Origin of the sequence: Sphingobacterium corticis (assembly GCF_042684745.1) — a bacterium.
Lineage (GTDB): Bacteria > Bacteroidota > Bacteroidia > Sphingobacteriales > Sphingobacteriaceae > Sphingobacterium > Sphingobacterium corticis.
Genome location: NZ_JBHUMA010000004.1, coordinates 921,038 through 943,538, shown reverse-complemented (window position 1 = coordinate 943,538; position 22,501 = coordinate 921,038). Strand labels below are relative to the sequence as shown.

Below are 22,501 nucleotides of genomic sequence, written 5' to 3'. Positions count from 1 at the left end.
TTATAAATACATTTGGCGACACGGATTACATGCGCGGACGACGCATACCCCCTGGGAAACTGTTATTTTCTTCTGGGGCGCCTAAAGCGAACTTTTGGAAGCGGAATGTGAACGACAGCAAGAAATAACGGGCTAAACGATTCGACTGTGTGTCGGTAATAATTTCGCCAACCGAACGATTCAAATTAATTTGTTGATTCAAAATATCAAATCCCTGCAAACGCAACGCTCCGCGCTGACCTTTTAGAAAACGATGTTCTACGTAGCTGTTGATGATAAATGGATTTGCATTATTTGCGTAACCGCTATTGAAAGATTTTGATAAATCCGCGCCGAAAATCGTATTTGGACCCAGATTTACGGAACCAATCAATGATGGTGCAATTGTCGTAATATTAGGTGCTGCAAATTCCGGCAGGGAAGCATTCGTAATATTATAGGTAAAACGTACGCCGGGATTGATCTCCAGATTCTCTGATGGTGTATAGCGGAAGAACAAACTCTGTGTAAGGATAATGTTGTTTGCAATATTCTTGCGGTAATCGTTAATAGTAGCCAGAGAATCCGTTGCCAAATAAGAAACGTTTTTATTGTAGTTCGCGCCACCCATATACATAATGTTATAGGTTTTGTCCTTGATGGATCTGCCGAAATGGTAGAATGTATTCACACTGTAAACAGGATCCGTTTCATTAATGTAATCCACATTTTGGTATATTCCTTCTCCCGGACGATTAAAGCGCTTGTTTAAAGAAACGATGCGATCGTTTACCAATTCTCCGCGAAGCACGGCGAAGAAGGTTTTTCCTTTTTGGAAATCACCCGAGCGCACACGGAATTGCAACTGATGTCTGAACTCCGGATCGAGATTTGGATTACCAGTCGTCGTCATTAAATTTCTGGTCACTTCGAAAGGTAAAATCTGCGTAACGGTTGGCTCGGTTGCTCTACCCGAATAATTAACCGTAATGTTCGATTGTCTGGAAAACTTGTATTCGAAACGAGCAATCGGAATAAAATTGAAGTTTCTACGATTGATAATTGCTTGATCGTTCATGCTGAACGCATCGCCATTCAGCAAAGATGGCTGAACCGCCGCTCCAAATGAATACTTCACCTTTTCGTTTTCGAACATATAACTCGCGCCAGCGCGATGCGTAGTGAAGGAATAATCGTACGCGTAATTGTAATTGGAGCCCGGCAAACCATCGATTGGATTGTTTTCTCGATCGATTGCCCGCTGCTGATCGGTGTTATCGTAATCACTTTTGTTGAAATCGTAAGTAATCTCGATCTTGCTTTTATCGGTCAATGGTTCTGTGTACGAGAATGCCGCTCCGCCATTTCGACTTTTGTTCTGCACATCTTGGATAACCTGTTGATAGACTTCCGTTGCCGGCACCGATTGGTTTGTTGGATCGTACACTGCCCGATCCAAAGCTTCTTGCAACTCCCGATCGGTTACCGAATTATCAATATTAAAATTCACGAAGAAATTTCTTCCACGATCGTTCAGCTTTCTGTTATACAAACCCGAAAAATTATAGCGCGGCGCACTCGAATTGGACAGCGTGGTTTGCAACTGATTGTTATCCAATAAAGAATCGCGAAACAAAATGGAGGTAGCTAGATTGTTGGTTTCATTATTATTGAACCCAAACTGAGGCGTTAGTTTGATGTAATCTTTCGGACTGATGTTCCATTCGATATTCGTTTCAAAACGGTGGTTAGCACGAACATTATTATTGTCTGATGTAATTTCTTCGGTTTGATTTAGGCCAATGTAATCCCGAAATGTATTCGAAATGGTATTATTATCGTTATGCTCGAACGAATAACTTCCGTAAACTTTTAGCTTATCGCTAAAATCGTGTCGGATATTCACGCCGATAGATCCCGTTTTGGTAATACCTTCTTGGTTATTGCCAAACATACCAGCTCCAGGCCGTCCGGCTCCTCCAGCACGCATCCGCGCACCACCGCCCATCGTTTGGAAATCAAATAGGGAAGCATTTAGATTGTTCAAGTTTCCCAGTACGGATACCTGCGATTTGTTCGTCATGCCCATCACCATAGCCGTGGTTTGAAAACGATCTTCCGTACCACCGCCGACCCGCAAAGTGGTCATCCATCCGCTATTGTATTTTGGATCGATCTGAATATTGAGCACCTTTTCTGAATCGCCTGAACGATTCCCTGTAATATTGGCCATATCTCCATAGTCATCCACAACTTGAATCTTATCGATGATATTTGCCGGAAGATTCTTGGTCGCCGTCTTCACATCTCCACCAAAAAAATCCTTGCCGTTGATTCGTACGCGCGTTACCGCTTCTCCTTGCGCAGTGACGTTTCCATCTTTATCCACTTCCACACCTTGCAACCTCTTCAATGCATCTTCCGCGACAGCTCCTTCGCGCAATTTCAAACCCTGGGCTGAGTATTCAACTGTATCTCCTTTCACTTGCACCGTTAATACACCAGACACCACTACTTCTTCAATCAGATTGTCGTTGACATCCAAAACGAAACTTGGAATAAACATCTTATCCTGTCCAGCTGGAAAATCAAAATCTTTGACATACGTGTCAAATCCTAAGCTGCTCACCGTGATTTTAAAGCGCTGTGCTTTCACTTGACCAAAACTGTAAATTCCGGCGGGAGATGAAGTAATTTCCATGGAATCCTGATCGGATGTCAGTTTTACAGTTGCCCCAGAAATAGGTCGTGATTCAGTATCGCGCAACATACCTTGCACGGTTTTGCCCGCTTGTCCGTAAGCGAATGATCCAAACAGCAAAGAGATGCTGACGTAAATGATCTTGAATGGAGATATCATAAAATATTTTCTTCTTATCGTATTGGTAGTTGGTCTACTACCCAAATTTCTGTTTTGCCCGAATACGGTGATTTTGGCACTCTGCTAGTCGGCATCCGGCGGTTTGCGTAGGGATTCTGCGCGGAAGATTGCCGCGCCATTACTTTCTGCATGTGCGTCCAACGATTTTGTATGCCGACTTGAATAGCAACGGGATTATTTTTTGTCTCCAGATGCTTTAATGGAATGACCGATTCGTAAATCAATTGATCCTGCTCGTTCATTTTTACGATCGCTCGGATGCCGTAGTTATTGTTCAACGACAACAGGCCATTGACGATTCTAGGAAATGCTTTTACGCCGAAACCACGCGTACGTTTTAGCAATTCATCGCGCACATAAGTTGATGAAAGTTCCCTTTCTTCCGTCAATGCTCGGATCGTCTCCGCATCTGGCACCGGAAAAAGCAGCTGCATGCCATCCTTTTTCTTACCATCCGCATTGATCATTACCGAAATACCATGTACGGCAGCTTCCAATTGCAATTCTGGATTCGAAATGCTCACCACGACATACAGGTTTTCGTGATCGTGCCCAATAGCGTACGACCAAATCGGATTAGTTGGATCTATTTCCTGCAAAGCAGAAGTCGGCCAATCGGACAATTGTCCGTCGGCTTCAATATGGATATTCTGAATAAATGATGGTGCGCTCATTTTCTTCTGAGCAACAACGCAACCAGCTAATAAAATCAGTATGGCACTTGCTACAAACCTCTTCATGGTGTACTTGCAGTAATTATTGCACAAAAGAATGCATTCCTAATGTAAATAAGTGTAAATAGGATTCTATCACATAGAAGTTACATAAATCCGTAGCTTTGCGGGGCATGAAAGAAGGAACGATAAAGCTATTATCTTATTATCAGCAGGAACTGCGCGAAGCAGGCTGCGATGAAGCAGGAAGAGGATGTTTGGCGGGGCCGGTTTTTGCTGCGGCGGTTGTTTTTCCGTTGGATTACTACAACCCGATTCTGAACGATTCGAAAAAGCTTTCCGAAAAGAAGCGCATGGCATTGCGTCCGATTATTGAGCAGGAAGCGCTGGATTTTGCTGTTGCTTCCGTATCCGCCGAAGAAATTGATAAAATTAATATCCATCAGGCTTCCTATTTGGCCATGCACCGCGCTTTGGATCAACTCCATATTCCGGCAGATTACCTGATTATCGATGGAAACAAATTTGTGCCCTATCAAACCGTGCCTTATACCTGCGTGGTAAAAGGCGATGGAAAATATCTTTCGATTGCGGCAGCTTCTATTTTGGCAAAAACCTATCGCGATGAGTACATGGATAATTTAGCGTTGGAATATCCAGAATACGATTGGTTGAGCAACAAAGGTTATCCAACCGTTAAGCATCGGAAGGCGATTATGGAATTGGGGATTACGCCACATCATAGAAAAACCTTCAGAGTAACCGATCCGCAGCTTCGATTATTCTAAAGGTTTTTATAATCTGCTTCGTCGTAAAGCGAAGCGAAATTTATTTTGTTTCTATTTGCCTACCGGATGTGCTTTCGGCGTATTTTGCTTTTTTCTGTATTGGAAGAATAGCGCAGCGCCAATTCCCAAAACCATCAGCACAGAGAATATCAAAGATAATGTTGTGCTGATCTTCATCGATTGCGGAGCGAACACAAATTCTACGGTATGATTTCCGCCTGGAAGTTGCAATGCTCTTAACAAATAATCGGCACGAATAATTGGCACTTCTTCCCCATCCACGTATGCTTTCCAACCTTTATCGTAATAAACCTCCGAGAACACCGCGAATGCATCGCGCGGAGCGGTGTATTCATAACGCATCGTATCTGGATGGTAGGAAACCAAATTGATATCGGAATTGCTACTATTGCCCAACTGCGTCGCTTTGATTTTATCTTCAAAAGCTTTGCTTACGAACGCTTCTTTACGCGGATTGAAGCTATCCAAAGCATTCATTTCCTCGTTATCATCTTTTACGATCGTGATTTTATCAACAAACCAAGCATTTCCGGCAGCAGAACTGCGGCGTTGAATACGCTCCGAGCCTGATTTTTGATCTTGCGTAATGACATAGCGCACGTTGAACATATCCAACACGTCTTCGTTGATCGCACCATTAAATTGATGTTCCAAAATTTCTTGGAAACGCATCAGCTTCGCAGCATGATAACCGCCCAAGCTTTTGTGGTAATAGGATTGGCGTGCATCTTGGAAAGGACTGGTCGACAAATCGAATACACGGTACGATGGATCTTTATCCATTAAGATCAAATCATCCACTTCACGTTTCGGCATGTGATCTTGTACCGCCGTTGGCGACATGAAAGAATCATTATTTAAATAACGTTTATCTACGGTCCAAAGATCCGCCAACGTCACCAAACCAACTACCGCCAACATAACAGTTAACGAAGCCTTTTTCTTCACGAAGAACCAAATTGCTCCAAATGTTAGCACAACGATCAGCAAGGAGCGCCACGCATCTGCACTAGCAATCGCAGCACGATCTTTTAATAAAGCGTTTACCAATTCATTACCCATGGCAGCATCGCCAACTTGCTGTTGATAGGTTGCTACCAATTGTTGGTGCGTAGATGAACGGAAATTCAAGAACAAATCCGGGATTAATGCGACCAACAAACATAATGCAGCGACCGAACCACCCACATACAGTAATTTCTTATCTAGGTTTTTCACTTCGGTTGGTCGACTTATCAACTGATCCACGGCCATAATCGCCAATATTGGAATCAACACGGAAGGAATAACTAAAATCGATTCTACTGCACGGAACTTGTTGTACATCGGGAAATAATCGAAGAACAAATCCGAAATAAATGGCAGATGCTTACCGAATGCTAAAAAAATGGTCAAAACGGTTGCTGAAACTAACCACCATTTGTATTTATTTTGAACGATAACAATACCTAGGATAAACAAAAAGATAATTCCAGCACCGAAGTACCACGGACCAGATGTGAACATCTTCTCACCCCAATACGTTTGCATCGACTGTGCAAATTGTGCCGCTTGCTCGTCCGTTGCGTTTAAGCTTTTAACGAATTTCGCGACATGCGAATCGCCGTCCAACACACCACCGGAACGTCCGCCGTAAGCATTTGGAATCAATAATGTTAAGTTTTCGCCAACACCTTGCGACCAGCCATAAGCATATTCCTTACTCAAACCCGAATCAGAGCTTCCTCCTTGTTCCGTGCTGGTGATATTTGCCTTACCGCGCGTTGTTAACTTGCTATATTCGTAGGTAGGGAATAGCACGGTGGCATTCACCATCACCGCCACTAAAACGGCACCTAACTGTACCGCAGAGTTTTGCACAAACTTCTTGACTTGCTTGTCGCGAATCGCATAGTACAATTCAAAACCTACAAGCACCAACAAGGCGATAAACAAATAGTAAGTAACCTGAATATGGTTGGTGCGGATTTCCAATGCCATGAAGAGCGCGAGCAACGATCCTCCCCAAAGCCAAGAACCCCGATAACATAAAATAATCGAACCTATAATTGGCGCCATATAAGCTATGGCGTATGCTTTATTCATGTGTCCGGCCTCAATATAAATCATATTGTAGGAGGAGAATGCCAAAGCAACCGCACCGACGGCGGCAAGCCAAGGTTTCACGCGAAGTACGCTGAACAGAAAATAACCGCCCAATAAGTACAACAGTAGAATGTCTGACGGTGGAGGAAATACCGCGCGTAAGGCTTTAGAAATGTATGTAGTTACGTTCGCTTCGTGACCTAACCAAATTTGGTAAACAGGCATTCCGCCGAACATAGAGTTTGTCCAAAGTGGCGCATCGCCGTCCTTCTCTTTGAAATCGAACATCTCCTTTTGTCCGCCTGCCGCTTGCACAACATCAGATTGCGCCAATGTTTTACCTTGCCAAACTGGCGTAAAATAGAAAAATACGAGTACGATTAATATTGCTATAATTGTGAGGTGGGAGGCATTCTCCTTAAACCAAGTCTTCATGCGCACTTTTGGATTAAATACTGATTAAGCGTCAAAAATATAGAAATAATTTAAAATACAAGGAAGTATTTCCCGCTATTCCCCTTTCCGAATCAGACGCATAATATCCGACATTTCGCCAAATAGTACCAATAAATCATCTGCTTGCAACACCGTACTCGACTTCGCAATGCCGGACGCTTCCCGCTTTATAGTTAGTCGGCCGTCTTCCATCATTTCCTGATCGCGCAATGTGGTCAACACAATTACCTTAAACTGATTTGTCAAGTTTGCTTCTTGTAGTGAGCGGCCAACGTACTTTGGTGGCACTTTAGTTTCTATAATACTGTATTTGTCAGACACCTTAAACGAATCAACAATATCCATATTGTCCAAACGCATGGCTAATCGATGTGCTGTTTCCTCTTCCGGCATCACGTATTCGGCAATATCCATGGCTTCCAAAACCGTTTTCTGTAAATCCGAAATTATACGGCCGATTATACGTTTCACGTGGAGCTGCTTCAGCAACGCTGTCGTTAACAAAGAAGCGCCACCATCTTCGCCGATCGCAACAATGACCGCATCACAGTCTTTTAACGGGAGCGAACGAACTGATTCTCGATCGGTAGTATCCATACAGATGGTATGTGTAACACGGTCTTTCAGCTGCTCGACGAGTGTTAAATTTACATCTACGCCAATTACTTCGTGTCCCATTTCCGTAAGCTGCACCGCCAACGATCTGCCGAAATGGCCTAATCCTAACACAATATATTTCATATGTAAGTTTTTTGTTTTTTAATGGCACTATCAAATGCGAAGACTATCATCGTTCGGGTTTGTGTTTTGCAATCCCGGACATTTCGTTAAAACATCATTTTCTCTGAAGGATATATATAACTTTTCTTGGTCGAGTCCTTAATAAATGCGACAAGCAAGGTCAGCATACCAACTCGGCCGACGAACATTGTCGTCATCACCACCATCTTCCCTGCTGTACTCAAATCTGGCGTGATTCCCAAACTTAATCCGGAAGTTGTATACGCGGAGATCGATTCAAAAAGCAATGCTGTCGTGTCTAAATTTCCGTCGGTAACATTAAGGAAAATGAAACAAAGTAGGATGCTTAATATCGATAATAAGATAATTGCAAAAGCTTTGCTAACCGACTCCGGCAAAATTCTTCGTCCAAATATCTCAATGGATTCCTTGCCTCTGGCCAAGGCGACGATATTTAATAAGGCCAACGCAACGGAAGTCACTTTAACGCCACCTCCAGTTGATCCCGGTGATGATCCGACCCACATTAATGTAACTGCCATAATTAATGTCGGCATGGATAGCATGCCTACGCCCACCGTTTCAAATCCAGCCGTTCGTGAAGAATTGGCCATAAAAAATGCCGTCGTCAATTTACCGGAAAAGGATGAGTCCGCCGCCAACGTATTATTATATTCAAGCAGAAAGAAAGACACTGTTGCTAGAGCAATAATAATCGCGTTACAATAAATGACAAATTTGTAAGAAAAAGAAAAGTTGTGCGCTTTGTATTTTACGCGGCGGCGATGAAAAAAACGATCTACGCCAGCGTGCCACGTTTTGATCAGGTAGGTATAAAAGTTGTGTATAGCACCAAACCCCAACGTTCCGCAGATAAACATGCTGGATAATGCCAGCTGGAAACCATAATTAAACCGATAAACATTCGCACCCATTCCGCCTTCGATGAGCGTGAAACCCGAGTTGCAGAAGCCTGATATAGCATGGAAGACCGCAAAAAACAAGCGCTGCCCTACATGTTCGAAATTCGCGCCGTCCAATGCGAAGAACAACATTATGGCCCCAATAGCTTCCAGCAAAAAAGTCATGAAGATAATCATCAACAATGTCCGAATCACTTCGTTAAGCTTGTTTTCGCCAAGTACTTCACCGAACATGAGCTGGTTTTTGAAAGAAAATCCACCCGAGAAAAAATAGCCGAAGAAACCAGTAAACGTCATGATTCCTAAACCGCCAATTTGAATCAGCAACAAAACTACGAGCTGACCAAAGAATGTAAATTCGGAAGCAATATTGGTCACCTGCAAACCCGTAATACAGACAGCGCTTGTTGACATAAAGAATGCATCGATAAAATCTAAAGGTGCTTCGATGGAGGTTTGTGGCAACATCAATAAAACGGTACCCAAAAGAATCAACGCCAGAAAGCTGATGACAAAGAAAATGGTGGGATTAAAATATAATTTATCTAAAAACAGGCTGTTTTTAGATAGTTGAATCAGGAAAACCAAGGCAACGCCAAGAAATATCCATTCGTCGCGGACAAAGAAATAATCCATGCCTTCCCAGCCGATGTGCCGCGCAAACAACACCAAAAGCATATAAAGGCAAACAAACATGCCCGAATAGCTGGATCCATCAAAACGCTTTTTTACCAAAAATGCGCCGATCGTGCGCAACATTTCGACAGCAAATAAAATGTAGAAAATAACGGTTCCGGCTTGCCGCATGAAGTACGTCAAATCCGTGGCTCGCACAAAACCGACGTGCAACAAAATGAGCACAACGCCAAACATGCTGGTGTAAAACTGGATGCGATCCAGTAGTTGCACTTTGTGCTTCAGTAAATAGGGAACAGCACCAAACATAACTTTGCGGAAAAGCGCCGAAAATTATACGCCGTTACTAGCCGTCAGGATAACAGGTTTTCCTCCAGTCACTAAAATGGTATGTTCGTGCTGTGCCATATAACCACCTTTGTTGCCGACCATTGTCCAACCATCTTTCAGCGTGATAGCTTCCGAAGAATCCGTGGAAATAAACGTTTCAATCGCTACCGTTGTGTTCTTTTTGAAGCGTTCCCGATTGAATCGATCACGGAAATTAGCGATTTCATGTGGCGCTTCGTGCAAACTGCGTCCAACGCCATGTCCGGTCAAGTTCTTAATAACGCGATAGCCACGCTTTTTCGCTTCGCTTTCCATCCATTCACCCACATCTGCGATGCGAACGCCACCGCTGATGCGTGAGATGGCACCATGCAATATCTCACGTGAAGCAATCAATAGGTTATCGTATTCCGATGCAACGTTCCCAACGACAAAGGAGCTTCCATTATCTGACCAAAAACCATTCAGCTCCGCTGAAACATCAATATTAATAAGCTGTCCTTCCTCGAGAATTCTTGTTTCGGAAGGAATACCATGACAAAATTCGTTGTCCACGCTGATGCAAGTAAAGCCCGGAAATCCATAGGTTTTGTAGGGCGCCGAAGCTGCCCCAAAAGATTCCAATATATCGCGACCATAGTCGTCCAGCGTTTTTGTTGACATACCGGGCTTCGCAAAAGCCACCATTTCTTTAAGCGTGTGGGCAACCACCTCGCTTATTTTCTTCATCCCTTCCAGTTCTTGCTCGTTTGTGATCGACATATTTAATCTTTCGCTTTTTCTTTCTTACTTTTCTTTTTGGAGGATTTTTCCTGTTTGTCTTTATTGTCCTTCTTATCCTTTTTGCTAAAAAGATTTTTGACAAATCCTCCCGTCTGCTGTGCAGCTTCCTTCGTCTGTTCGGCAACACGTTGGGTGCGCATCCCAGCCTTCGTTAGCTTAGCCTCACGCTCGGCGCTAATCCCTGCTGTCTGCTTGATACCATCCAACAAGCTTTGCCAAAGCGTTTTCCAAAACGAGTGCTGCGGATCTCGCTTATATTTAACATAAGCTTTATGGTAAACCTCATTAGCATCGGGGTTGCTATCATTGATAAGTACCTGATTGACCAAGAAAGAAACAATTCGCTTGTGCCATCTTTTACCATTTTCGTCCTCTCGACTCAAAAGGCTTATTTTAAGATCATCATAGTCAAACCGGAAATCTCCCCAATTTCGATAATCTGTTCCAGCCATGTCAAAGGTAATCTTTCTAATATTTCCCGAAGAAATTTCCACATTTAACAAAGGCGTCAGGATACGATTAAACGCTGTTGCTTTTGTAGGACCGAGACTTCCTTTATACGTATGCGCTCCGTTTTTGCTTAGCATATCGAACCCGAAAATCACATGTAAATTACCGGCATTCATAATCCGCGCATGGAGATCAGCACGCATGAACTTATCATTCTGTAATGTGGCGCTATCATTGGTTACATTCGTAATAATTCCGCGTGCACCATCGAAAGTAATAACACCCTCTTTGTCGAATTTTTTGCTGAATTCCCCATAAAGTACGTTTACTCCATCCAAACGCACGGTATCAATCAACAGGTTTTGCTTTAATTTCATAATCTGCTGATGCGGAGCCTTTCCGATTTTTGTACCCGGACGAGGTGGATAGCGCTTGTCCATATAAAGCGAAACGGATCCGCGTTGCAAGTGCGCATTGCGTGCGCGGATTTTGTTATTTTCAATTAGCTGCACGAAGTCCAAACCATCTAGCTTGATGGAATCCAATTTTAGATCTGCCATCGTAACGTTTTGTCCTTTTTGTTTGAAAAACGCTGATTTACTCATTTTTGGCGCGAAAGAAACCTTGCTAATCACAAGGTTTTGCTTGCGCGAATTGACTTTCAATCGATCGAATTTTGCGCGATAAAATCCGTCGGGAAGATCGTATTCGAAGCCCGGCAAATCCACGTCAATTTCGCTGGTATAAAACAAGCGCGTGGAATCTTTATCGGATTTCTCGTCAATACGAACATCCGCAATACGCAATTGGATACTATCCAATCCCATAACCGATTTTTTGCCATCAGCGATCTTGGTGTGCGTAAACTTAATATTGCTGAAATTAATTTGATCGACTTTGATGGATGAAAGATCTTCTTTGATTTGCTCGTACAACGTTTTTGGTTCTTCGTTGCTGACCGTATCATTGTAAGCATGATGCTCACTGATGAGATGTATTTTGGGCGATGCCAATTCTAGGGACTTTACGCTCAAACCTTTACCCAAAATCGCATTCAACACATTAACACGACGTACTTTCAGCTCGTCCAAAACAATGTAGAAACGGTTGTTGGGTGCTTTCTTGGTTGCTACCAAGTTCTCGTAAACCGCACTATCGGCTACCAAACGAGCCTTTTTTAATGTCACGTTTCCAAGCAGCAAATTTAGGTCTAGAGCGTCATACTCTAGCGTGTAAAGGCTGTCCGAAGAAGTGTAAATTACTTCCTTCAATTTCTTTTCAATAATAGGCTTGTAATTGTTGCTTAAGTACCAAGCAGCGATCGACAGCAGCAACAGCAATCCTCCAAGGATGCCGAGTATCCATTTCCAAATAGGTTTCATCATTCGTCTCCGATCAAATATGCCATAAATTCTTCTCTTTAACAAAGAAGAACAACCTATGTTTTGGCATTACATTTTCTTTTATAAATGCTTAGTGCCTAGAATCTTCGTTATGATACATACTGAGGTAACTTTCATAACGGGATAGTTCAATATCGCCCTCTTCAACAGCATCGATAATTGCGCAACCCGGCTCGTTGACATGGCGGCAATTATTGAAACGACACTGGTTTAAGCGCTCACGCATTTCTGGGAAGAAGTGCGACAATTCCTGTGGCTCGATATCCACAATGCCCAACTCGCGAATTCCTGGGGTATCGATCAGGTTTCCACCGAACGGTAATGGTAACATTTCCGCAAACGTGGTAGTATGCTTTCCTTTGTCGGACCAAGAAGAAATCTGTCCGGTTTTTAAGCTTACGTTGGGAATCAACGCATTGATTAAGGTCGATTTTCCAACACCGGAATGTCCTGAAACCAAGGTAATTTTATCTTGCAGCATTGCTCTCAGTTCATCCAAACCTGTTTGCTCTAGTGCGGAAACGCTTAAGCAGGTGTAACCAATGTTGGTGTAAACGGATTGATATTCTTGTAGGATTTCTAAACCTTCGTCGCTAAACAAATCCAGTTTATTGAACACCAACACGGCCGGAATGCTATAAGCTTCCGCCGTCACCAAGAAACGATCAATAAAGCCCATAGATGTTGGTGGAGAAGCCAACGTGACAACGAGCAGCGCTAAATCCAAATTAGCACCAATGATTTGGGTCTGTTTGGATAAATTAATGGAACGACGAATGATATAGTTTCTACGCGGTTCTAAAGTCGTGATAACCGCCACGCCTTCTTCCTGCTCCAGCTCAATCGTGACGCGATCACCAACGGCAATAGGATTCGTGGTTTTAATTCCTTTGGTTCTAAACTTCCCTTTAATACGGCACTCGTACCGCTGCTGATCATCTCCTAGCACCTGATACCAACTTCCCGTCGATTTAGTGACCAATCCTGCTATGCTGCCGCGACTCATTCTTTTCTGCTCTCCGTTTGCTATAAAACACAAATCTACGAAAAGCGACGATACCGCGAGCACCAACCATGCAAAAGCCCGATCCGCTAAAAAATAAAAAAGTATATTTGCTACACATCGATTTACAACTATTTTGGCATGAGCAATCCGAAAAACAACGATAAAAAATTATTCCTTTTGGACGGTATGGCATTGATTTATCGCGCCTATTTTGCGTTGAATAAAGCACCGCGATTAACTTCTTACGGGTTAAATACTGGTGCAATTATGGGATTCACCAACACCTTGTTGGACGTGCTCAAAAATCAACAGCCGTCGCACATTGCCGTTGTTTTCGATACCGACGCACCGACGCAACGTCATATTGATTTCGAAAGCTACAAAGCACATCGCGAAAAAATGCCGGAAGATTTATCCGCAGCCATTCCATACATCTTCCGCCTGATTGAAGGTTTCGATATTCCGATCATCACCAAAGATGGATACGAAGCCGACGATATTATCGGAACGCTGGCCAAGAAAGCGGAACAAAAAGGTTACACTGTATATTGTATGACGCCCGACAAAGATTTCGGACAATTGGTTTCGGAAAACATCTTTATTTATAAACCTGCGCGCATGGGCAACGGTGCAGAAACGCTCGGTGTACCGGAAATTTTAGAAAAATGGGAAATCAAAAATGTGCTGCAAGTTATTGACATTCTTGGCTTATGGGGTGATGCAGTAGATAATATTCCGGGAATTCCGGGAATTGGGGAAAAGACAGCAAAAAAATTGATCCAAGAATATGATAGCATCGAAGGATTGATTTCAAATACGGATAAGCTAAAAGGTAAACAGAAAGAAAATGTCGAGAATTTTGCGGAGCAGGGATTGATTTCGAAAAAGTTAGCTACCATATTGCTTGACGTGCCGGTGGATTTGGAGGAAGATAAACTAATCTACGACAAGCCAAACAAGGAACTGCTAGAACCACTATTTTCGGAATTGGAATTCCGCACGTTGGGTAAACGCGTTTTTGGCGAAGATTTTACCATTACCGATGCCAACGGGACGAAAAGTTCTGGACAAATGGATTTATTTCAAACAGATAAATCTGGTTTCCCCGATATGCCAAAGGCGGATGATTTGCCAAAAGCACCAGAACACAGCATCAACACCATCAAGCACGATTATCAGCTCGTGGATACGGAGGAAAAACAGTCCGAATTGATTAAGCTTTTGGAAAAAGCTGAAGAATTTGCTTTCGATACGGAATCCACTAGCTTAGATGCGCTGACCGCAGAAATCGTCGGCATGTCGTTCGCCTTGCAGAAAAACGTAGCTTATTATGTTACGACGCCAGCGAATCGCGATGAAGCGCTAGCAATTTTAGAGAAATTCCGCGCGGTTCTGGAAAATCCAAATATTACCAAAATCGGTCAAAACATTAAATACGATATCCTTCTGCTATCGCAATATGGCATCCAGCTTCAAGGAGAATTGTTCGATACGATGTTAGCACATTATCTTATTGATCCAGACACACGCCACGGAATGGATGTTTTAGCAGAAACCTATTTGGGTTACACGCCGGTTTCTATTACCGAACTGATTGGACCGAAAGGCAAAAAGCAAGGCACCATGCGCGATGTAGAATTGGAGCAAATTAAGGAGTACGCTAGCGAAGACGCCGATATTACATTGCAATTAAAAGAAATATTTCAACCACTACTGGAAGAAAGCGCTACCGAAAGGCTAGCGAAAGAAGTAGAATTCCCGTTGGTTTATGTGCTTTCTGCAATTGAAAGAAATGGTGTAAAAATCGATACCGATGCGCTGAAAGCTATATCCACCAATCTCGAAAAAGATATCGCTCGTTTAGAAAAGTCGATCTACGAAAAGGCGGGCGTAACGTTCAATATTGCGTCGCCGAAACAGCTTGGCGAAGTACTTTTTGACAAGCTAAAGCTTGATCCAAAGGCGAAGAAAACCAAAACGGGACAATATAAAACCGGCGAAGATGTCCTGCTAGCGTTAGCGGATAAATCGGATATCGTGCAGGAAATTCTAGATTTCCGCCAGATGCAAAAACTGAAATCGACCTACGTTGATGCACTTCCAGCATTAATCAACAAGGAAACCGGGCTCATTCACACTTCATACAACCAAGCGGTTGCGGCCACAGGACGTTTGAGCTCTACCAATCCGAACCTACAGAATATTCCAATTCGTACCGAGCGCGGCCGCGAAGTGCGCAAAGCATTTATTCCGCGCGACAAAAATCATGTTTTGCTTTCGGCCGATTATTCACAAATTGAGCTTCGCTTAATGGCGGAATTAAGTAAGGATAAAAATATGATCGAAGCTTTTCAGCAAAACTTAGATATTCACCGCGCAACAGCAGCGCGTGTTTACGGCTTAGAACTGGACGAAGTAACATCCGATCAACGTCGTAACGCGAAGGCAGTCAACTTCGGAATTATTTATGGTCAATCGGCCTTCGGCTTATCTCAAAACCTAAATATTTCCAGAAAAGAAGCTGCGGAAATTATCGATCAATATTTCACACAATACAGTGGAATCCGCGATTACATGTCGCAGACGATCGAAAGCGCGAAAGAAAACGGTTACGTGGAAACAATTCTAAAACGCAGACGTTATCTACGCGATATCAATTCAGCAAATATGACTGTTCGTGGTTTCGCAGAGCGAAATGCCATCAATGCGCCGATTCAAGGTTCTGCAGCAGATATGATCAAAGTGGCTATGATCCACATTCATCAAGATATTGTAGAAAAGCAATTGAAAGGCAAAATGATTATGCAGGTGCATGATGAATTGGTGTTCGACGTACCAAAAGAGGAAGTCGGAGCGTTTAAAGAAATCATCAGTCACCGCATGAAAACGGCTATCAAAATGGAAATTCCATTGGAAGTAGAAATCGGCGAGGGCAGTAATTGGTTAGAAGCGCATTAAACTCAATAAACACAACATCTAAATAGGAATTTCAAACCACGCACTACATGTTGTCAAAAAAGTACTTTAAGACGTTTTTCGGTTCGTTCATAATTGCTGTATTAGCGATCTGCACGAACGTTGCTTTCGCGCAGGATTCCACGAGGAACGTTTTCTTTGAAAAAATAAATGATACGGAATCTCGATTCTTTTTCGACCAGAACTATTATCTAGTCGATAAAAATTGTGAATTCAAATCGATAGAACGCGTTGCAAAATTTGACAAAATTAATAATCATTTCGAAGGTAACTTCGTGGATGTTGCAGCCGATGGCAGAAGATTGCTGACCGGTAGTTATGCAAATGGATTGAAAGATGGAAGGTTCGTTGCTTACCATCCTAATCAACAGATTAAGTGGGAAGTAACATTCAAAGAGAATAAGCCGACTGGTTTTTGGAACTACTATTACCCCGACGGACGGCCATTGTTAAGCGTTTCTTTTCACGATTCGACATCAGCACGCATCGTTTCCCTTTGGGACGAACGTGGAAAATTGCGTGTAAAACAGGGAAATGGGAAGTATGATTTCAGAAATCCCATTGACGGATATTCCCAATATGGATTTTCTTTCTATTCCATGCGAGGAAAAATAAAAGACGGCGTCCCCGATGGCGCTTGGCAAGTATATTTCGAAAATCCGCAAGCGAAGCAATCGGAATACGCCGCAGACGAAACCTATCGCGATGGGATTTTCTTGATTGGTAACAATTATTTCGAGGATGCGGAATACACAGCGCCCATATTTTCCATTTTGCCTTACGATACATTCTATCGAGCGGATGCCTTGGTTTTCAAACCTTGTACATTTGACGACTTTGCCGGTTTTACCTATTATTTATCTGAATATTTCAAAGCTGCATTCCAAGCTGTTCGCGTTAACACACCAGTGAATAATGATTTTGCTTTCGAAGTTTTGGTTCGAAAAGATGGATCTGCTAGACGAGCGAAAGTTATTAGCGAATTGCCTGAAGAAATTCATAATGGATTTCAACGCGTCGTTCAATCTATTGAGTATTTCATACCTTCATTTAAAGATGGCGATTATATCGATGATCAATTGACCGTTCGCGGAAAAGTTTTGTCGGGAGCAGACGGACAGCTCTTATTTCAAACGAATCGCATAGAACGTAAATTCGAACAAGATAAATAAGACAAAAAGATTACTTTTGCGGGTATTAATCATTTTAGCATCATGAAATTTCATAAGGAAGGGTACACGAGTTTAGCATTAGTATTATTATTCTGCTTCGCTATCAATGCGATTGCCGACTTTTACGACGCGCCAACTTATGTGAAATGGTTCTTGTATGCATTATCTGCTTTCTTATTTATTACGATTTTACAATTCTTTCGTAGTCCAAACCGCAGTATCATTCAGGATGCTGGCACGGTGCTTTGTCCAGCCGATGGAAAAGTGGTCGTTATTGAAGAAACAGAAGAAAACGAATATTTTAAAGACAAACGTTTGCAGGTTTCTATCTTCATGTCGCCTGTAAATGTGCATATTAACCGTAGTCCAATATCTGGAATCGTATCCTTTTTCAAATATCATCCAGGAAAGTTTTTAGTAGCTTGGCATCCGAAATCTTCTACGGATAACGAGCGTACTACGATTGTTGTTAAGCAGGAAAACGGTACGGAAGTACTATTTCGTCAAATTGCCGGCGCATTGGCTCGACGTATCGTATGGTATGTGAAAGAAAATGATGCGGTAGAACAAGGTGCTGAATTCGGATTTATCAAGTTCGGATCACGTGTCGATCTATTTTTACCTTTAGGTACGCAGATTGATGTTAAAATTGGAGACAAGGTAGTTGGTGGAAAGACCACAATTGCTCGCCTTTAACAATTTCTTAATACACAAGCTGTATCTTTGAAGTCATAAACTGAAAACCTAATGACTTTTAGACAAATATCCTTCTACATTTCTGCTTGTTTTGCATTAGTCGTTTTTGGGATATTGCTATTCTTCCTGCAGGAGTGGAAGCGTGCCGCAATGGCTGGTGCGGTATTTTTCGTTGTCAGCTATCTAATAATTAGTACCATTCTAGAAAAAACGATCAATGATCGGATCCATAACTTATATAAGTTAATCACCAATCTAAAACTGGGTAAAGACCTCAAAGAAGCATTAGGGCCATACCGTCCTGAAAATCCCATCGCGGAGGCCGAACAGGAAGTTTCCGCTTGGGCAAACCAAAAGATATCGGAGATCGGCCGACTAAAAGACCAAGCGAAATTCCGCAAAGAATTTCTCTCCAATACACTACACGAGTTTAAAACCCCGCTTTTTGCAGTCCAGGGCTATATTGAATCGTTGCAAGACGGCATGCTGGAGGATGACCCCGCAATGGCTATGAATTTCTTGACTAAAGCGTCGCGAAACATTGATCGGCTAAGTTATTTAATCAATGATTTGGATGAAATTGGCAAGTTGGAATCCGGAGCCGTGGTACTCAATATCGAACGGTTTGATATTAATGATTTGATCAATGATACCATCGAATATTTAGAAGATAGATCTTCAACTGCTAATATTAAGCTGAAAATGGCCAACAAAACCACGCAGCAAATTTTTGTGAAAGCGGACAAGAAAAAGATTCAGCAGGTGTTAATCAACTTGGTTGAAAATTCTATTAAGTATGGAAAAAGTGGTGGAACCACTACAATTCGCACTAGTCCTCTTTTCGAACAAATATTGGTAGAAGTTACGGACAATGGCCATGGCATCGAAGAAAAGAATCTCGCGCGCGTGTTCGAACGCTTTTACCGAACGGATAAAAGTCGCTCTAGAGATATCGGTGGTTCCGGATTAGGTTTGTCTATTGTGAAACACATCGTGGAAGCACATCAGCAAAGTGTTCACGTACGTAGTACGGAGGGTATTGGCACAACGTTTTCATTTACACTGCAAAAAGCAAAAACAGCTGCAGGATAAAAAGAAGTAAACTTAACATTAACTTAACATTAGCAACATACTTTTGTAAGCTCAAAACATATTATATTATGGCATTAGGTAATATCTTCAATTTTTTCGTTCCAAAGGACAAAAAATTCTTTCCTCTTTTCGAACAAGCAGGTTCTAACCTGATCGAAATGGCTAAAGTGCTTAACGAAGCAGTAAACACTACTGATGAGGTAAAGCGCAAAGAATTGACAAAACGAATCGAAGACCTAGAACATCGCGGCGACGACATTACGCACCAAATTCACTTAGAATTAGGGAAAAATTTTATCACACCATTCGACCGCGAGGACATTCACTCTTTGGCAAGTTCATTAGATGACGTTGCGGATTATATACATGGTGCATCCAACCGCATGGATATGTATAAGGTAACACAGCCAACTCAAGCTATGAAAGAATTGGCGGAGCTATTGGTAGAGGCTACCGAGCACGTAGCTAAAGCTGTTTATGAACTGAAAGATATCAAAAACATCCGAAACATTACCGATTCCTGCGTTCGTATCAACAGCGTGGAGAACAAAGCGGATTATATTTTTGAAAAAGCAGTAGCAGAACTTTTCGAGTTTGAAAAAGATGCTATCATCTTAATCAAACACAAGGAAGTATTATCTTCTATGGAGACCGCTACAGATAAATGTGAGGATGTATCCAATGTACTGGAAAGTATATTGGTTAAAAACGCATAATACATATGATTACAACACTATTAGTCGTCGTTGTCATATTGGCTATTGCATTTGATTACATCAATGGCTTTCATGATGCAGCGAACTCGATCGCAACAATTGTTTCTACCAAGGTATTAACACCATTTGTTGCTGTACTTTGGGCTGCCCTATTTAACTTTGCAGCTTACTTCTATTTTACCGATCATAAGGTGGCAAACACCATTGCGAAAACGGTATTAGAAGAATATATCACGCTAGAAGTAATCTTCGCTGGCTTGGTAGCAGCTATTGCTTGGAATTTATTTACATGGTATTATGGTATCCCATCTAGCTCATCTCACACATTGATTGGAGGATTCGCAGGCTCAGGAATGGCATACGCCGTAATTCAAGGCATCAATCCGTTAGAAGCGATCAACTTAGGAGCAACTGTTAAAATCATTTCCTTTATCGTATTGGCCCCTGTCATAGGTATGACAATCTCGATTATCATCACATTGATTATTATAAATCTAGCGAGGAAATCACGTCCGGCTGTTGCAGAAAAATGGTTTAAAATATTCCAACTGATTTCTTCTGGCGCATTAAGTTTCGCACATGGGGGTAATGATGCGCAGAAAGTAATGGGTATTATTGCTACGGCGTTAATTGCACAGAATGTTATTGGTAGTTTCGAGGAGATGCCAGAGTGGGTTCCTTTATCGTGTTACGTAGCTATTGCAGCCGGAACAATGAGTGGAGGTTGGAAGATTGTTAAAACAATGGGAACAAAGATTACGAAGGTAACTCCGTTGGAAGGTGTGAGTGCTGAAAGTGCTGGTGCATTAACACTAGGGATTACCGAGCATTTCGGAATTCCTGCGTCTACTACCCATACCATTACTGGTGCGATTATCGGAGTAGGTGTCGTAAAGCGTGTTTCGGCAGTTCGCTGGGGAGTTACAATCAGTTTGCTTTGGGCGTGGGTATTAACGATCCCAGTAAGCGCCGTTCTTGGTGGCATAACATTTGCAATCATACATTATATCGTGTAGTTAGTATAGTGGATTCATTTATACTATCTATGGGGAAATATTTTTTGGCTAAAATTTGGAAAGATGATTAGGAATACCGTATTTTTACGCCAAAGCACCGATTGTAAACGAATTAGTGCACATTTTGCTAAGGATAAAAAAGTTGGCATCATTGTTGTACAAGTGTTGGGCAATTGGGATTAAAAAGAAACAATTTAAAAATTCAATAACCTTAAAAACAAGAGTATGAACTATTCTACAATTAAAAAAACAGCTGTTGCAGCTTCTCTAGTAGCCGCTTTCGGTTTTGCTGAGGTTGCACAAGCTCAACAACCAACTGTATTCGGTGGAAGATCTCAATACAGAACTTGGTCTATCGGTGTACACGGTGGTATCACTGCTCCTAACGTATTAACTGGTGGTTCTAACGCTTTCGGTCAGAAAGTTGGATACTTCCAAAATAAAGTAGGTGAGTACTATGGTTTAACTATTCGCAAGCAATTCTCTCACCTATTCGGTTTAGAATTGGAAGGTAACCGTGGTCGTATCAAAACTTACAACCACAATGTATCAGGTCCTGCTTCTGAGAACCAATTCGGTGCTCAATCTGCAGAGGTTAACGTTGACTGGTCTGGTAGCTTAAACGGTGTTTTCCAATTGGGAACTATCGATTTCTTGAGAAGAGAAAATGCAGTTAACTTCTTCGCGAAAGTTGGTTTCGGTGTATTGGCTTCAAATCCTGTACAATACGGAAACAATGAGTTCACTGGAACTCCAGTTTGGAATAACGAAGGAAACTGGGGTTCTGAGATCTTCGGAGACAGAACTGCTACTGGTGACCGCAAAAACAAATTAACTGGTTTTATCCCAGTTGGTGTTGGTGCTAAATTCAAATTATCTGAAGTTGTTGCCTTGAACTTAGGTTACACAATGAACTTCACGGATGATAACAGATTCTACGGACCAGCTAGAACTGACTACAAAGGACGTTTCTCTACTGTAACTGGTGGTTTAGAGTTCACTCTAGGATCACGCGACAAAGAAAACTTAACTTTTGCTAACCCAGTTGCTGCTCTTTACGATGAGTTGAAAGACAACACTTTGAGAAACGAAGTTGAGGCATTGAAACAACGCGTATCTACTTTAGAAGGTACTGTTGACCTATTGAGCAAAGACTCTGATGGTGACGGTGTATCTGACAAATTCGATAAATGTCCTAACACTCCTGCTGGTGAGCAAGTTGATGGTGCTGGATGTCCTATCAAATTCCCTGAGCCTCAAGTTGTAAACAACGTAGCAACTGGTTCTTACGCAGCTCCGATTCAATTCGAATTCGATAGCTCTGTTTTGAAAACTGAATCTTACTCTACATTAGATAGATTAGCTAAAGAATTGCGTGATAACAATGGTTCTGTAACTTTAGATGGTTACGCTTCTGCAGAAGGTAGTGAGGCTTATAACCAAAACCTTTCTCAAGACCGTGCTAACGCAGTAAAACAATACTTAGTAAACGCTGGTGTTGCTGCTGCTAAAGTTTCAGCTAACGGTAAAGGTGAGTCTAACCCAGTAGCATCTAATGATACTGAAGCTGGACGTGTTCAAAACCGTCGTGTTGAGATCAAAAAATAATTAACGCTTAGCGTTGATTATCAACATAAGAAAAGCCGACTCTATCGAGTCGGCTTTTTCGTGTTTAAT

16 protein-coding genes are annotated in these 22,501 nt (G+C 42.1%); 8 read left to right on the top strand and 8 right to left on the bottom strand.

Annotated features, from left to right (window positions below):
• Nucleotides 1–25: 25 nt before the first annotated feature.
• Both ACFSQ3_RS05400 and ACFSQ3_RS05395 read right to left on the bottom strand, forming a co-directional pair.
• Nucleotides 26–2,839 (bottom strand): outer membrane beta-barrel protein, encoded by a 2,814-nt coding sequence (locus ACFSQ3_RS05400; RefSeq protein WP_380868225.1) that lies wholly within the window; start codon nt 2,837–2,839, stop codon nt 26–28.
• Nucleotides 2,840–2,853: 14 nt separating this feature from the next.
• Nucleotides 2,854–3,600: a hypothetical protein gene (locus tag ACFSQ3_RS05395; protein WP_380868223.1), complete on the bottom strand. Its 747-nt coding sequence runs from the start codon at nt 3,598–3,600 to the stop codon at nt 2,854–2,856.
• A gap of 107 nt (nt 3,601–3,707) precedes the next feature.
• Between ACFSQ3_RS05395 and ACFSQ3_RS05390 the strand changes: the two genes are divergently transcribed.
• Nucleotides 3,708–4,322, top strand: coding sequence for a ribonuclease HII (locus ACFSQ3_RS05390; RefSeq protein ID WP_380868221.1), 615 nt, complete (start codon nt 3,708–3,710; stop codon nt 4,320–4,322).
• Between the two features lie 51 nt (nt 4,323–4,373).
• Here the strand turns inward: ACFSQ3_RS05390 and ACFSQ3_RS05385 are convergent, their stop codons facing one another.
• From ACFSQ3_RS05385 to rsgA, 6 genes are all read right to left on the bottom strand, one after another.
• Nucleotides 4,374–6,863: a YfhO family protein gene (locus ACFSQ3_RS05385; RefSeq protein ID WP_380868220.1), complete on the bottom strand. Its 2,490-nt coding sequence runs from the start codon at nt 6,861–6,863 to the stop codon at nt 4,374–4,376.
• Between the two features lie 75 nt (nt 6,864–6,938).
• Nucleotides 6,939–7,625 (bottom strand): potassium channel family protein, encoded by a 687-nt coding sequence (locus ACFSQ3_RS05380; protein ID WP_380868218.1) that lies wholly within the window; start codon nt 7,623–7,625, stop codon nt 6,939–6,941.
• 86 nt (nt 7,626–7,711) lie between these two features.
• Complete coding sequence (locus ACFSQ3_RS05375) at nt 7,712–9,493, bottom strand: TrkH family potassium uptake protein (RefSeq protein WP_380868216.1); 1,782 nt, start codon at nt 9,491–9,493, stop codon at nt 7,712–7,714.
• Nucleotides 9,494–9,517: 24 nt separating this feature from the next.
• Nucleotides 9,518–10,276 (bottom strand): type I methionyl aminopeptidase, encoded by a 759-nt coding sequence (gene map / locus ACFSQ3_RS05370; RefSeq protein WP_380868214.1) that lies wholly within the window; start codon nt 10,274–10,276, stop codon nt 9,518–9,520.
• 2 nt (nt 10,277–10,278) lie between these two features.
• The gene (locus ACFSQ3_RS05365) at nt 10,279–12,132 is read right to left on the bottom strand and encodes a hypothetical protein (RefSeq protein WP_380868212.1); all 1,854 of its coding nucleotides are present in this window, start codon (nt 12,130–12,132) and stop codon (nt 10,279–10,281) included.
• 88 nt (nt 12,133–12,220) lie between these two features.
• Nucleotides 12,221–13,141, bottom strand: a complete 921-nt coding sequence (gene rsgA, locus ACFSQ3_RS05360; RefSeq protein ID WP_380868477.1) for a ribosome small subunit-dependent GTPase A — start codon at nt 13,139–13,141, stop codon at nt 12,221–12,223.
• 153 nt (nt 13,142–13,294) lie between these two features.
• Here rsgA and polA point away from each other — a divergent pair, with 153 nt between their 5' ends.
• From polA to ACFSQ3_RS05325, 7 genes are all read left to right on the top strand, one after another.
• Nucleotides 13,295–16,114 (top strand): DNA polymerase I, encoded by a 2,820-nt coding sequence (gene polA / locus ACFSQ3_RS05355; protein ID WP_380868210.1) that lies wholly within the window; start codon nt 13,295–13,297, stop codon nt 16,112–16,114.
• Between the two features lie 47 nt (nt 16,115–16,161).
• Nucleotides 16,162–17,304, top strand: a complete 1,143-nt coding sequence (locus ACFSQ3_RS05350) for a toxin-antitoxin system YwqK family antitoxin (protein ID WP_380868208.1) — start codon at nt 16,162–16,164, stop codon at nt 17,302–17,304.
• 42 nt (nt 17,305–17,346) lie between these two features.
• Nucleotides 17,347–18,000, top strand: coding sequence for a phosphatidylserine decarboxylase family protein (locus ACFSQ3_RS05345; protein WP_380868206.1), 654 nt, complete (start codon nt 17,347–17,349; stop codon nt 17,998–18,000).
• 51 nt (nt 18,001–18,051) lie between these two features.
• On the top strand, nt 18,052–19,092 hold the full coding sequence (locus ACFSQ3_RS05340) for a sensor histidine kinase (protein ID WP_380868204.1): 1,041 nt from the start codon (nt 18,052–18,054) through the stop codon (nt 19,090–19,092).
• 68 nt (nt 19,093–19,160) lie between these two features.
• Nucleotides 19,161–19,808, top strand: coding sequence for a DUF47 domain-containing protein (locus ACFSQ3_RS05335; protein WP_380868202.1), 648 nt, complete (start codon nt 19,161–19,163; stop codon nt 19,806–19,808).
• Between the two features lie 5 nt (nt 19,809–19,813).
• Nucleotides 19,814–20,824: an inorganic phosphate transporter gene (locus ACFSQ3_RS05330; protein ID WP_380868200.1), complete on the top strand. Its 1,011-nt coding sequence runs from the start codon at nt 19,814–19,816 to the stop codon at nt 20,822–20,824.
• A gap of 225 nt (nt 20,825–21,049) precedes the next feature.
• Nucleotides 21,050–22,432, top strand: coding sequence for an OmpA family protein (locus ACFSQ3_RS05325; RefSeq protein WP_380868198.1), 1,383 nt, complete (start codon nt 21,050–21,052; stop codon nt 22,430–22,432).
• Nucleotides 22,433–22,501: the final 69 nt, after the last annotated feature.

Bases quoted from the DNA above. Each gene is read 5' to 3' on its own strand.
- ACFSQ3_RS05400 (WP_380868225.1), bottom strand. From the start codon at position 2,839: ATGATATCTCCATTCAAGATCATTTACGTCAGCATCTCTTTGCTGTTT.
- ACFSQ3_RS05395 (WP_380868223.1), bottom strand. From the start codon at position 3,600: ATGAAGAGGTTTGTAGCAAGTGCCATACTGATTTTATTAGCTGGTTGC.
- ACFSQ3_RS05390 (WP_380868221.1), top strand. From the start codon at position 3,708: ATGAAAGAAGGAACGATAAAGCTATTATCTTATTATCAGCAGGAACTG.
- ACFSQ3_RS05385 (WP_380868220.1), bottom strand. From the start codon at position 6,863: ATGAAGACTTGGTTTAAGGAGAATGCCTCCCACCTCACAATTATAGCA.
- ACFSQ3_RS05380 (WP_380868218.1), bottom strand. From the start codon at position 7,625: ATGAAATATATTGTGTTAGGATTAGGCCATTTCGGCAGATCGTTGGCG.
- ACFSQ3_RS05375 (WP_380868216.1), bottom strand. From the start codon at position 9,493: ATGTTTGGTGCTGTTCCCTATTTACTGAAGCACAAAGTGCAACTACTG.
- map (WP_380868214.1), bottom strand. From the start codon at position 10,276: ATGTCGATCACAAACGAGCAAGAACTGGAAGGGATGAAGAAAATAAGC.
- ACFSQ3_RS05365 (WP_380868212.1), bottom strand. From the start codon at position 12,132: ATGATGAAACCTATTTGGAAATGGATACTCGGCATCCTTGGAGGATTG.
- polA (WP_380868210.1), top strand. From the start codon at position 13,295: ATGAGCAATCCGAAAAACAACGATAAAAAATTATTCCTTTTGGACGGT.
- ACFSQ3_RS05350 (WP_380868208.1), top strand. From the start codon at position 16,162: ATGTTGTCAAAAAAGTACTTTAAGACGTTTTTCGGTTCGTTCATAATT.
- ACFSQ3_RS05345 (WP_380868206.1), top strand. From the start codon at position 17,347: ATGAAATTTCATAAGGAAGGGTACACGAGTTTAGCATTAGTATTATTA.
- ACFSQ3_RS05340 (WP_380868204.1), top strand. From the start codon at position 18,052: ATGACTTTTAGACAAATATCCTTCTACATTTCTGCTTGTTTTGCATTA.
- ACFSQ3_RS05335 (WP_380868202.1), top strand. From the start codon at position 19,161: ATGGCATTAGGTAATATCTTCAATTTTTTCGTTCCAAAGGACAAAAAA.
- ACFSQ3_RS05330 (WP_380868200.1), top strand. From the start codon at position 19,814: ATGATTACAACACTATTAGTCGTCGTTGTCATATTGGCTATTGCATTT.
- ACFSQ3_RS05325 (WP_380868198.1), top strand. From the start codon at position 21,050: ATGAACTATTCTACAATTAAAAAAACAGCTGTTGCAGCTTCTCTAGTA.